The 13,411-nt window shown below is 57.0% G+C and carries 8 protein-coding genes and 1 tRNA gene; 5 read left to right on the top strand and 4 right to left on the bottom strand.

Annotated features, from left to right (window positions below; translation table 11 throughout):
• The first annotated feature begins 102 nt into the window (after window positions 1–102).
• From BN1241_RS10045 to BN1241_RS10030, 4 genes are all read left to right on the top strand, one after another.
• Entirely contained in the window at window positions 103–543 is a 441-nt protein-coding gene (locus tag BN1241_RS10045; RefSeq protein WP_054953883.1) for an OsmC family peroxiredoxin, read from the top strand.
• A gap of 225 nt (window positions 544–768) precedes the next feature.
• A complete protein-coding gene (locus tag BN1241_RS10040) occupies window positions 769–1,428 on the top strand; it encodes a class I SAM-dependent methyltransferase (protein WP_054953450.1) in 660 nt (219 codons plus the stop codon).
• Between the two features lie 545 nt (window positions 1,429–1,973).
• Window positions 1,974–2,564, top strand: a complete 591-nt coding sequence (locus BN1241_RS10035; protein WP_077138357.1) for a penicillin acylase family protein — start codon at window positions 1,974–1,976, stop codon at window positions 2,562–2,564.
• A 457-nt stretch (window positions 2,565–3,021) separates the two neighbouring features.
• Window positions 3,022–3,095: transfer RNA gene (locus BN1241_RS10030), tRNA-Ile, on the top strand.
• A 201-nt stretch (window positions 3,096–3,296) separates the two neighbouring features.
• Here the strand turns inward: BN1241_RS10030 and BN1241_RS10025 are convergent.
• Window positions 3,297–3,989: a hypothetical protein gene (locus tag BN1241_RS10025; protein ID WP_054953448.1), complete on the bottom strand. Its 693-nt coding sequence runs from the start codon at window positions 3,987–3,989 to the stop codon at window positions 3,297–3,299.
• A gap of 264 nt (window positions 3,990–4,253) precedes the next feature.
• On the opposite strand from BN1241_RS10025, the gene BN1241_RS10020 reads away from it, so the two are divergent.
• Window positions 4,254–5,186, top strand: coding sequence for a Sir2 family NAD-dependent protein deacetylase (locus BN1241_RS10020; protein ID WP_082418314.1), 933 nt, complete (start codon window positions 4,254–4,256; stop codon window positions 5,184–5,186).
• A gap of 134 nt (window positions 5,187–5,320) precedes the next feature.
• Here BN1241_RS10020 and BN1241_RS10015 read toward each other — a convergent pair whose 3' ends face one another.
• From BN1241_RS10015 to BN1241_RS10005, 3 genes are all read right to left on the bottom strand, one after another.
• Window positions 5,321–9,901 (bottom strand): RHS repeat domain-containing protein, encoded by a 4,581-nt coding sequence (locus BN1241_RS10015; RefSeq protein ID WP_147599400.1) that lies wholly within the window; start codon window positions 9,899–9,901, stop codon window positions 5,321–5,323.
• Between the two features lie 353 nt (window positions 9,902–10,254).
• The gene (gene dnaG, locus BN1241_RS10010; protein ID WP_230198305.1) at window positions 10,255–12,147 is read right to left on the bottom strand and encodes a DNA primase; all 1,893 of its coding nucleotides are present in this window, start codon (window positions 12,145–12,147) and stop codon (window positions 10,255–10,257) included.
• Complete coding sequence (locus BN1241_RS10005) at window positions 12,144–13,334, bottom strand: deoxyguanosinetriphosphate triphosphohydrolase (RefSeq protein WP_054953445.1); 1,191 nt, start codon at window positions 13,332–13,334, stop codon at window positions 12,144–12,146. The genes dnaG and BN1241_RS10005 overlap by 4 nt, the downstream gene beginning before the upstream one ends.
• Between the last annotated feature and the right edge of the window lie 77 nt (window positions 13,335–13,411).

Genomic DNA, 13,411 nt, shown 5'->3' with positions numbered 1-13,411 from the left:
GGAGCCATTGACTCGCCCTTCATTCAGGCAAACAATGGAGGCATACCCATGTTGATCCAGATCACAGTCTCACATGGGAACTTTTCAATGAAGGAGTCCACCATGGCCATCGCATCACGTTCGACTACGACCACATGGGAAGGCGATCTTCCTTCCGGCAAGGGAACCCTCTCCCAATCCAGCTCTTCAGTTCTCGACAACCAGGTCGTCACCTGGGGATCACGCACGCGAGCACCCGAGGGCAAGACCAGCCCCGAGGAACTGCTCGCAGCTGCGCACTCCTCGTGCTTTGCCATGGCATTAAACGATCGCTTGAGCCAGGACAAGATTGTTCCGAACCGCCTCGAGGTAACCGCCGAAGTAACGCTCGACGAAGTGAATGGTAACCCAACCATCACCACCTCCAAGATCACCCTCAAGGCCGACATCGACGGCATCACCGAAGAAGCATTTAAGGCCGCGGTTTCCGACGCTGAATCAGGTTGCCCCGTTTCTCGCCTCTACGCCTCGGCAGAGATCACGGTCGACGCAGAACTCGTCTAGACCTTTCAAGACGGTGCGGGGACAGATCACTTACGATCCGTCCCCGCACTTTCTACTACTCCAAAGATTCCGTAGTTCCAAAAACTCTACGACTACCTCCGCAGCGCAACTACCCAGCTATCCCCCCACTAACGCAAAACCGCTCCCACATGCTCTGAGTTAGTTCAAAGTCGCCTCAAATCACGCCTGTTCGACACTTTCAAAAGAAAGACCGATACTTGGGTTATGAGCGCTCCTGAAGTCAATGTGTGGAAGACCGTGACCAGCCAGAATCCGAATCACGCGGTGAACTACGCGCAGCGGTGGCGGACACTAGAGCAAGCCGGTCACGATATTCACGGAGAGGCCCGCCTCATCGATGCCCTGACCAAAAGGGAATCACGGATTCTTGATGCTGGATGTGGCTCGGGCAGGCTCGGCGGCTACCTTGCGAGGCGTGGTCACCAGGTGATCGGACTCGATCTCGACCCCTACCTCATTTCTGTCGCTCAGGAAGACCATCCTTCCGCTCAGTGGGTCACGGGAGACCTCGCGACCTTCCAGCTTCAGACCGATTCCGGGCTCGCCCAATTCGACCACATTGTCTCGGCAGGCAACGTCATGACATTTCTGGCGGGTAGTGAACGCGTTCCCTCTCTGACTCGCATGAGGGAACACCTGGCACCGGGTGGGCGCATGACGATTGGTTTCGGCGCTGGCCGCGGGTACGAGATCGACGACTTCGAAGCCGACGCACAGGAAGCCGGGCTCAAGCTCGATGCTCGGTTTGGCACCTGGCAGCTCGCCCCTGCAAGCGATGAGTTCTTCGTTCTCTTCCTGTCGCACGCACAGCGCCCATTGCCTAACGAGGCAGCCACTTACTCGATTACACCTCCCCGTTCATAGGCTTCAACATCCGACTTCACCAGGCACCGAGATACATAAAGTCGTTCGAAAACGTTTTTAGAAACTCGGAGATCCGGCTTCGACTTGCGTTGGGTCAATCTTTGCTTGGGCAAAGACGAAGTACATATGCACGCCGTGCCAACGTCCCTGGGAATACGTCCAAGTTACCCCTAACTGCAAAATGGGGGCACATTTCTGACAATTCGGAAGGCCTAAAACGATGCGAAAAATCCGCCGAACTCACGGTGACACCGATGGTACCAAGGGGTTTCATAGGAATCTCGGAGATTTCAAAGCAGTTTAACCCCGGGCCAGTATCACCCCATCAGATTGCACATAACGTCACGAGGCATTTCTTCGAAATAGACGTGGTGTATACATTTGGCATGTTTCAGTGAGGCCTTTCGGCTAACCTGCATGGCAGGCCGATGTGGCATAGGCAACAGCGGCTCCCGACAATCAACGATGACTTTCGGAGGCACCTTGACGGATGCAGTGCACACAGTCCCCGGACTGGATGACGATGTAGAGATTCGAATCGACAGGTGGGCGTGCCCCACATATACGCAAACACCACCCATGACGTTTATTTCGCTCAGGGTTTCAACGCCGCTCGACACCGCCTGTGGCAACTCGACTTTCACAGGCGCCGGAGTCTCGGACTCCTAGCTGAAGTGTTCGGAGAACGTCTCGTTCCATACGACCGGGCAGCGAAGAAGTTTATTTACCGTGGTGACATGCGTGCGGAGTGGCTTGCGTATGCCAATTCAACCAAATCGGTGGCAGAAGCGTTCACCGCTGGTATCAACGCCTATATCTCCCTCATCGAATCCGGTGTCATTGAAGCACCGCTCGAGTTCAGGGCCCTCCAGTACGAACCAGCGAAGTGGGATCCGACGGATGTGTCGCGGATGAGGGCGCACGGGCTTTACTTCAATATTCGGAATGAAATTGCTCGCGCCACGGTGCTCCACAACTGGGGTGAGGAGGTCGAGAAACTGCGGAAGATTCGTGAACCGGAACGCGATCTCGAGATTCCCACAACCCGAGGTTTACCCCTTATTCCTGGATCCTCGTGTTCTTTATCGACTTTGACCTCTTCCTTGGGGAACTCATCAAAACCCCGCAATGGTTGAGTAATTTCTCTCGCTTCACGCACACTCCCCTGCTCCCATACAGCGAGTTAAAGGTCTTACCGCTGGCAATCGTGATCGCCCTCACCATCGTCCTCTACCTCGCGAGCCTGAGGCTGTTGAAAGGCCGTGACATCCACAATTCCTAAGCACGGAATTCGTGTACTTCGAGAATGCAGCTTGCAAGAGCTCCCCGTATCGCCACCTTCTCCGGAAACTTAGCTAGCTTCACAACCGTTCAAGCACTATGACTTGAAATAAGCTATTCAAGACAATGAACTTGAGCCGGAGGAATGTGAATGAGATTAATCCGAGTACCCTAACGGGGGCTCTCGGCCTCTCAGACAACCGAGCACGTTGCCACACACACGTTGCCACACAACAGAGAGATCCACTTCCAGACCGGAGGCATGCGCTTCGTTTTCTCAACGTCGCATTGGTCCTCTAGAATGTATGCGTTGCCCCTATAGCTCAGTCGGTTAGAGCAGTGGACTCATAATCCATGGGTCACAGGTTCGAGTCCTGTTGGGGGCACTGGGATAAATCTGCTTTGGTGGTACCGCAACTTCACTTTGGGACCCCCTCAGTCAGACCATCTTCCACGATTGAGACTGACGAAGTTGTTGGTCCAATAGGAATGCCGGCTGAATGGAACTCTCTATCGGTTTTTTCTGAAGTTCTTCGACAACCACGTTGGCTTATAGAGACCAAGCATCTCCCTAGGCAATGCGTTCGCTAATTATCCCTGCCATTCAAATTCATTACCTGCGACTCGGCATCGAGTCTTTCGTCGGACTCCGAGCGAGTTGCAGCTCGATTGAGGTATTGAAGGGCAAAGAACAGGGTCGTGACGAAAATTATTGACTGCCCAGCAAGTTCACCACCCGACTCTGAGATGGTCAGGACGTAGTACGCCCTCCCCTGCCATCCGAGCGCACCAGCTTCGATCCCTATCCCACCAAGAAGAATCGCAATCATGTCAATGACGACAGCGAAGAAAAGCAGGAATCCAAGTCCTGCTATAAAGTACTTGGTTTGATTGCGTGCTCTCCTACCCGAATACTTCCATGCCAGAACTGCAGAGATGAGAATCGGAATGCCGAGGAACAGCCAGGCAAGTAGCTCGCCGAGATCTTCAGCTCTCAAGCCCCACATGGGTTCGAGGCTCAGCAGGTCAATAAAGGTGCCACGAAGCTCCTCGTGAATCCGGAGGTAGTCGTCGAGAACGATGAGGATCATGGTTTGGCCAAGAACAATGTGGGTCCAACCTTTCTTGACTGCGACCGCCAAGAACAGAATGAGCCACGCCGAGGCCAGGGACTGGATGTATCCGATCATTTCCGACAGGCTCCGGTCCGCATCGGAATCAAACCAGTGGTGGCCGGCGAAGGGGAACATGCCGCGCACGTGGTGCAGGCGGTGCATCATGTCCAAAATCAGAACCCCGACAATGAGGGTGACACATACCAAACAGTGCGATCCACCAGACTCGGGTGAACCGGGACCCCATGTTCTCTCGCACCTTGGCACGAATATCTCTCATCATGATTAGGAACACTAGGCACCCTTTAGGACAGACAGATGAGGAGCGCATGAGGATCCTGGGATGGCGGTTTTCGCTGTCAGCTCGCCAATAACGAACAGCGATCTGTGCGACCGTGTCGAAGGAGACCGTCCGCTACAGTAATTCCCATGGCCAACTCGATCGAGGATTACTTTCCGAACGGCGCAGCCCCGCGGCTTCGTATCAAGAACATCGAAGCACCACCGGCTGATGCTGCTCGGCCAGAGCCTACCAACTTAGCGGAGGCCCTAGCACCAGCATTGCGGCTCCTCGAACGCAAGAAGCTCGCGGTTATTACCGGCGCGGGAATCTCGACGGATTCGGGATTGCCAGATTATCGGTCCCCCGGCTCTCCACCCCGCAACCCCATGACAATTCAGCAGTTCATGGCCTCTGAATCCTTCCGCTCCCACTATTGGGCACGGAATCACGTAGGGTGGCGGCACCCCTACAAGGCGAAGCCAAATGTCGGCCACCGGGCACTCGCATTCCTCGAAGAACGCGGAATCGTCACCGGGATCATTACGCAAAACGTTGACATGCTACATGGTGCGGCGGGAACAAAGCGTCTAGTGAATCTCCACGGTCGAGGGGACCGGGTCACCTGCACTCAATGCGGCATGATCATGCCGCGTTCCGAGCTGAACGTGATCTTGACAGAACTGAATCCGGGATGGGCAGAGCGTCACATTGATGATGTTGAGATTGCTCCCGATGCTGATGCGGCTATTGAGCAGACGTCAGGATTTGTCGTTGCGGACTGCCCGATCTGTGGCGGTATTCTCCGCACGGACGTTGTCTTCTTCGGTGGCACGGTCCGCCCCGAGGACACGGCTGAGGCACGTGCCATTGTTTCCGAGTCTGACGCTGTTCTTGTGGCTGGAAGCTCGCTCGCTGTCGCGTCGGCCTTGCGATACGTTCGGGAAGCTCATCGGGACAGCAAACCGATTGCCATCATTAATCGTGGCGATACTCGCGGCGATAAGTTTGCCGACCTCCACGTTTACATCGGCACATCGCGGGCACTTCCCTATCTGGCTGAGAACCTGCCGGACCTCTAGTATCTAGCTCCCCCGGTCGAGCAATAAATGGGAAACAGGCGAGCAATTCGCTTTCATTCACCGGGGTTACAAATGAGTTGAGGGGTGCTGGTTGCAGTTTCGCTGCCAGCACCCCTCACGTGTTGGTTTAGGAATCAGCCAACGTAACGGTTCACAGCAATCGTATCGATGCCGTCGCCGTTCCAGTCGCCAATGATGACGTTGTCATTTGCACGACCGTATCGGATCGAAGTACCCGCATTGCCGCCAGTGAGTCCATTGTTGATGATGTAGGTGTTTCCACGACGGAGTGACATGGTGTCCTTACCGTCGCCGTTCCAGTCACCTGCGATTGCATCGTCGGTCACTCGCCCGTAGGTGTAGGACCGCGCAGCATTTCCGCCGGTAAAGGAATTGCTGACATGGAAGGTGTTGCCACGGCGTACTGTCACCGTGTCCTTCTTGTCACCGTCCCAGTCACCGATGAAAACTTCATCGGTGGTACGACCGTAGTTGAACGACGCGTCGGCGTTGCCACCGGCAAGGCTGTTCTTCAGGTGGAACGTATTGCCACGGCGGATACCGAAGGTGTCCTTGCCGTCGCCGTTCCAATCACCAACAAGCACTTGGTCGTTGACGCGGCCGTACTTGAACGGGCTGTCGGCGTTTCCGCCACGCAACTCATTGTTCACAAAGAAGGTGTTGCCGCGACGGACTGCGAGCGTGTCGTAGCCATCACCATCCCAGTCACCCACGAACACTTCATCTCCCTGACGCCCGTATGCAAAACGGAAGTCCTCGGTGGGCTTATTCCACGAGTTCAGGATGTAGAAGATATTGCCCTTGGCAACTGCCGAGTAGCTGAACTTCCAGGAGGAGGTTCCCAACAGGTCGTAACCGGGCACTGCGCGAGCGGTGACGGTCACCGTCTGTCCGTTTGCGAGATCGTAGGTGCCAGTCACAACCTTTCCGTTAATGACATACTCGACGCCCTTAACGTTCGGGATGGTGACTGTCTTACCGAGCAGCGTCGGCGCAACAGCTGTCACTGAGTCGTTGACGTAGGTGAAGGACCAACTATCAGCCGAATCCTCAGCAAGCTCATAACCGGCAATCGCGCGAGCGGTGACTTCAACGGTTTCACTAATCTCAACCGCGACCGATCCGGACACGACCTTGCCGTCAACCAGGTACTCAACACCCTCAACCACAGGGATCGTGATCGTGTTGTCCTCAAAGGCCGGGGCCACCGCGGTGACCTCAACGATCGGAGCAACGTACTTGAAGTCCCACTCCGTAACTGAGTCCTCTGCGAGGACATAGCCCTCGATCGCACGAGCCGTGACAGTCGTGTCCTTCGTGATTTCGACCGTGCCAGAAACGACCTCGCCGTCAACCACGTACTCGACGCCCTCGACCACAGGAATGGTGATCGTGTTGTCCTCTAAGGCCGGAGCCTTCGCCCCAACCACGACATTCACGTAAGCAAACGACCAGCTAGCAGCCGAATCCCCAGCAAGCTCATAACCGGCAATCGCGCGAGCAGTCACCTCAACGGTTTCACCAATCTCAACCGCGACCGAACCTGTGACAACCTCGCCATCAACCACATACTCCACACCGTCGAACACAGGGATGGAGATGGCATTGTTCTCGAAGGTCGGGGCCGTGGCTGTGACGATCACGTCGACATAGTCAAAGTCCCACGAGGTGGTACCGACAAGGTCGTATCCGGCGGTTGCCTGCGCGGTCACGGTCACTGTCGAATCGATCGGCACGGTGATGTCACCCGTGACGGCTTCGCCGTCAACGAGGTATTCCACGCCTTCAACCACGGGGATCGTGATCGTGTTGTCCTCAAAGGCCGGAGCGGTTGCCGTGATCTGGGTATTCACATAGGTGAACGACCAGTCAGCATCGCCCTGAAGCTCGTAGCCGTCGATAGCACGTGCCGTAATCTCAATTGTCTGCCCAACGAGCAGAGTGATGTCGCCTGTGACGGTCTCCCCATCGAGAAGGTATTCGACACCCTCAACGGTCGGAATCGTCACGACATTGTCCTCAAGCGTTGGCGCTTCTGCCTCGACAACGGTGTTGATGTAGGAGAGCGTCCACTCGGTGACAGCTCCGTCTTCGAATGCGTAGCCGTCTGCAGCGCGTGCCGTGACGGTCACACTCTCACCGATGTTCAGAGTAATCTCGCCTGTCTGCACTTCGCCACCGACGAGGTATTCGACTCCGTCAACCGTCGGGATCGTAATGGTTTCACCATTGTCACCGGACTGGGTCGGGGCTTCGGGTGCAACCGCTACCGCGTTACCAACAAAGCTCGTGGTTACACCATCGAAGGTGATGGAGTTGATGACGACGGGGCCGGATTCCCACGTGAGAATCCCGTACGCGAGAACATCGTGCTTACCGAGCGCTGCCTTGATGTCAGCCAGTGATGCACTGGTGTTCTTGGCAATGACAACGTCGCCGTTCGAGTCAACGATGTTCTGCGAAGTGGTCCACTGGGCATCCTCAGAGATGATTCCAGACTCGTTGAACTCTGTTCGGATGGTCGTGAACTTCTCGTTCAGGCTGCCGTCTGGGTAGTAGAAGATCGGGATCTGCGCGAAGACCGGATCGTCACCGGATGCGATATCAACTTCAAGGGTGGAAGCCAGCTCCACACCATTCTGGATGAAGTTCTCGGGTTCGAATCCGTTGATGAGCTGGACGGTTCCTTCAAGCTGGACGCCATTGGCTTGGGGGCCACGGTAGACCGTCTCATAGGTTCCCGGGTTCGGGTGGCCATCGTGCCATCCTGGATAGGCTTCTTCGTCGGGACGAATCTGCTCGTCAATGACGAACTCGTCTGCCCCGTCGTAGCTTCCCGTTGCTTCATCTGCCTCGTAGAAGTATGTCGTCACGTCCTTCGCGGAGAAGGATGAAATGAGGACATCCTCGGAGGGCTTGTCAATGATAAATCCGGCTGCAATGACGCGGGCATCGCCGTACGAATTCAGTGCTGCGACGATCTCGTCGATCGGGTAGGCGGTGTTTGCCTTGATGTCGGTGCCAATGGCGCGGGAGCTGATCCACTGATCGTTATCAGCATCTGCACGCTGGCGAAGTGTGGCCCAGTTCCAGGATCCCATTTCCTCGTTGTAGTCGAAGCGAAGTGGGATCTGGTAGTGAACGAGCGCATCGTTGGACGTCACGATCTCCAGGCTTTCAATAAGAGCAGGGATCGCTGTACTGTCTGCCAATGCTCCGGTGGGACCGACTAGGTCGTTGCCGTTACCTTCAACGATGAGGGCGCGTTCGCCCTGCGGAACGACGATGCCGTTGCGCTTCTGGTCAGCATCCGTCGTTGAGCTGGGGTCGAAGTGCCAGACATTGTAGTTCTCGGTTTCTTCCGCTGCGTTGGAGGTCGGAACAATTGCCGACAGCGGGACGTACACGTCATCCGCCTCCCAGGCAGCCTGCTCCTGGTAGAACGACGTTGTCACACCATCAAACGTGACAGAGCGAACGGTCGCATTGGCGTTTGCTCCGCTCGTGAGGAAGCCGTATCCAATAACTGCATGGTTGTCGATCTTGCTGAGAAGCTCATCGAACGACAGAGCTTCGCCGGACTTGATAATGATCGCGCCGGTGGCATCCTTGATGTCTCGGCTGGAAACCCACGCTTCGGCATCGGCGAGCTTGCCCGATGCGGGGATCTGTGCGCGCAGTGTCGTGAACTGGCCATCACCAAGCACGCCATCCTGGAACGCAAAGATCGGGATCTGCGACCATACCGGGGAAGACCCCTCGGCAACTTCAACTTCCATCGTACGAGCCAGCTCGAGCGCATTCACCAGAGCCAGGTCGTCACCCAGGCCGTTGAGGATCTGGACGTCCCGGGTCAGCTTGAGTCCTGCCGGGACACCGTTCTCCATGACGGTGACGTACTCTCCACGAGCGGGCTCGTGTCCCTGGTGCCAACCGTTGTACACGGCCTCATCGGGACGAATCTGCTGGTGGACGAGCGTCTGCGCCTCACCCGTGTAGCTGTCCGCAACGGGAGCGCCATAGAACTTCACCTGCTCACCGTTTGCGGTGAAAGACGAAACGAGAACGTCAGTATCGACCTTGTCAATAATGAATCCCGCGGCGATCGGCGTGACGTTGTCACCGCCCGCCTCGTCGAGGGCATCGGCAATCTCGGTAATGTTGTAGGTGGCATTGTGCGCAATTTCAGGGGTGCCATCGCCATCAGCATCGATGGCTGCGGAACTCACCCATTTATCGTCTTCCGCGCTTACCTGCTTGCGCAGGGTCGTGAATTTGGGTGCTATACCCTCTTCACCCCAGCCATAAAAGACCGGAATCTGGTAGTGAACCAGGTTGGGGTGCGAGGTGACCACATCTAGGCTCGAGGCAAGGTCGGTCACACTCGTGGCATCGACGGGCTGTCCGCCATTTTCCACAACATCGTTGCCGGTTCCCTCAACGATGAGAGCGCGCTCTCCCGCCTTGACGAGGAGACCATTGAGCTTCTGCTCGGCCGCGACCGTCGAACTGGGGTCGAAGTGCCATACGTTATAACTAGCGGTTTCTTCTTCCGGGGTGCTTGTCCAAGTAATCTCTGACGCCGGCAGATATCTAGCCTCATCAGCAGCCACCGCGGCTACCGATAGTAAACCAATACCACTCGTAGTCAGAGCAATTGCCGCGGTTGCGGCAATACCTCTTCGTATCATCATTCTCTCCAATGTGAGTCAGCGTGTATTAAACACAACTTCATTATGAAGGAGAGTGAGGACAAATAACTTTAAAATTCTTGAAGTTTACACTGCGGGGCAGAAATCCAAATTTTGTGTACGTACATTAACAAAAAACCAACATTGGACAAACAGTCGAGTGCACACACTAGGAAATGACCGAGGGTTTGCGACTGACTGCTGGTACGGCCACTATCAAGCTAAGATGCACAGCTCCGCGTGAAGTCCATTCAGAGAGCTCGGCAAATACAAAAATCACACAGGAGTCAAACCAATTCTATAGATTCGGTGAACAAATTCACGGGCACCCTACCCAAGCTTGACCTGTGTCCACGCTACGCCTCTTCGTAGGCTCGCTTTTGTTGTTCGAGCTGCATGAGCCTGGCAAAGAGTGCCTCGTAATCGTCGTGTTCGGGATCCGTGCGCTGAAGCCTGCCCCGGATTTCACCGATTTGACGGGTCACACCAAGCCTGAGAAGGGACAAGATGATTCCCCGAGCATAGGTCCACAGCCCTTCCGGGTCGCGTTGCGGAAGTGGCGCAACCGAAATTTGGGAGATCGCAGCCACCACTTCGGGTTCGGCCTGGGAGGAGACTTCGTCGACGAACCAGTTGCTTGCCTTCGAGGCGGCATCTGGCACTCCCCTTCCCGCAAGCTCTTCTTCCTTCACCGCGTAGGCGGCAACACCGCCCGCTGCCCGGATCGCGTCGTGGATGGACCGGTGGACCGGCACCACGAATGTTTCTGCCGGCAGATCGTCAACCCCGGCCGCTCGAGCATAGTTCGGCATCTGCAAGATGACTTCAAGCGCTTCGCGTTCAATCCGTTCGATCGGGTCCCGAAGCTGATTGCGGGGCGCCAACTGGGCAGGTGTTTGCCGCGCTTGGCCTCGGGGGCCGCCCGCGCTTCTAACAGCGGAACGCACCGAGTCCTCGTCCATCCCCAACCAGCCAGACAGCTGCCGCGAGTACTCGCCCCGCAGGACCTGATCGCGGATGCCCGCGACCATGGGGGCTGCTGCCCGCAGTCCTGCCACGCGTCCCTCGGCTGTTTCGAGGCGGGCCCCTTTGAGCACGGAACGGATTGCGAAGGCAAAGAGTGGTTCGCGGGATTCGATGAGGGCGCGCACCCCCTCATCACCATCCTGCTGCCGCACATCGGCCGGGTCCCGACCCGCGCGATCAACGGCAATGAATGTTTGGGCCGCAAAAGACTGGTCTTCTTCGTATGCTCGCAGGGCGGCCTTCTGACCGGCCTCGTCACCATCGAAGGTGAAGATAATTTCTCCGCCCACGGACCTGCCAGACGACAGTTGCACTCCGGCCGAGGGCGATGCCGAGTCTCCGATGAGGCGGCGGACAATCTTCGTGTGTTCAGTTCCGAAGGCGGTGCCGCAGGTTGCGACCGCAGTCGTGATTCCTGCCAGGTGGGCAGCCATGACATCTGTGTAGCCTTCGACGATGACGACCTGACGGTCGGTGCTGACGGCTTTCTTTGCCCTGTCCAGCCCGTAGAGCACCTTCGACTTCTGGTAAAGCTGCGTTTCGGGGGTGTTGAGGTACTTGGGTTGTCCCTCACCGATGATCCGGGCACCGAATCCAATGGTTTCACCAGTGATCGAATGGATTGGCCACATGATACGGCCACGGAACCTGTCATACATTCCCCGAGTGCCGCTTGAGAACAGCCCGGTTGCGGCGAGCTCCTTCTCGGTGAATCCTTTTCCGCGCAGGTGGCGAAGCAATTCATCCCACGAGTCTGGTGAGTATCCGACTTCGAACGAGTCGATGACCTCGCGGTCGAAACCCCGATTGGTTAAGAATTCGAGGGCAACAGAGTTGCGGGAGAGCTGGTCTTGGTAGAACTCGACGGCTGCCGTGTGCGCATCAACGAGTCGCGCCCTCGTCACTCCCCTGTTCTCACGCGGTCCCTTCTCGTCGCGCAGCTCCACACCAACCTTGCGCGCAAGGAACTGGACGGCCTCGATGAACGGGATGTGTTCAATTTTCTCAACGAACGAGAAGACATCGCCGCCCTCCCCACATCCGAAGCAGTGCCAGCGGCCCACGTGGGGGCGCACGTGGAAAGACGGGGACTTTTCATCGTGGAAGGGGCACAGCCCCTTCATCGAACCCGTACCCGCATTCCGCAACGACACGTAGTCGGACACGATGTCTTCGATGCGGACGCGTTCGCGCACCTTGTCGATATCTTCTCTGGGGATCACAGGGAGCTCCTGAGCATTCCACACAGGCGCGCATGCCATCCCATCGCCGACTGGTCGGTCAGCGAAGCAACCTGGTCGATGATGGCCCGGAGTTTCGCAGCATCGTCGCCCGCTTCCCGATACGTGTCGAGGTACATGGGATCCATTTCTGCAGGCCGGTCCCACAGGGCGTCAACCAGGTCGAAGAGGACGGAGCGCTGCGACAGGTAGGTGGGTTCAAGTTCCCGTGGTGCCATGACGTACGTGACCGCAATGCCCTTGAGGAGCAGGACCTCGTCCGCGATCTCCTCGGGAATAACGACCTCGCCCCGATACCTCAGCGAGGTTGGGGAGGCATCTGTCACCGCGGTGAGGAACCGACCGATAAAGTCTGACGTCAAGTCTTTCAGGCGCGCAAGATCGCGCTGGCTTCCGTCATAGCTCGTCGGGAGCAGGGGCTGGAGTCGCTCGAAGGCCGCGGCAAGCCGGTCCGCGTCACCGCCATACCAGTTGATGGTGGCTTCGATGACCTGGCCGAGCTCGTTTGCCAGGGTGTCGACATGCACGTGGCCACGAACAATCGCATCTTCCACGTCATGAACCGAGTACCCGATGTCGTCAGCGAGATCCATCATCTGCGCTTCCACGCACTGTCCCTCATTGCTCAGCCGAGCCCACTCGTATACGTCGCGATCGTCCTCGTAGAAGTTGAACTTTCGCTTCCCTTCACCCGCTCCCCACGGGTATTTGATCGTTGCGTCGATCGTGGCGCGGGTGAGGTTCATGCCGGCCGGCCTCCCGTCGGGGAAGAATCGTTTCGGTTCCAGCCTGGTGATGAGGCGCAGTGTTTGCGCGTTCCCTTCAAAGCCACCGATGTCTTGGGAAACTTCCGCGAGCGCTCGCTCACCGTTGTGCCCAAACGGCGGGTGGCCCAGGTCGTGGCAGAGCGAGGCGGTTTCGACGAGGTCCTGGTCAGCTCCCATGTATTTGGCGAGCGAACGTCCGATCTGTGCAACTTCGAGAGTGTGGGTGAGCCGGGTGCGCACGAAGTCGTTGGTAGCGGGCCCCAGCACTTGGGTTTTGGCGCCAAGTCTGCGTAGCGCAGCGGAGTGAAGGACGCGTGCCCGGTCTCGTTCGAAGTGGGAGCGGGCGGCACTGTGGGCACCCTCGGGTGCCCACCGCTCTACATCAAGGCCGTCATAGTCCACCTTTAGAGCTTACAACGCTTCCGGGGTGGGGTGAGCATCCTTGTTCCTGTGGACCGAGTGCGGGTCCTCTCATCGCC

The sequence above is a fragment of the Flaviflexus massiliensis genome (assembly GCF_001375495.1).
Taxonomy (GTDB): domain Bacteria; phylum Actinomycetota; class Actinomycetes; order Actinomycetales; family Actinomycetaceae; genus Flaviflexus; species Flaviflexus massiliensis.
This window is presented reverse-complemented; position numbering and strand designations above follow the sequence as displayed.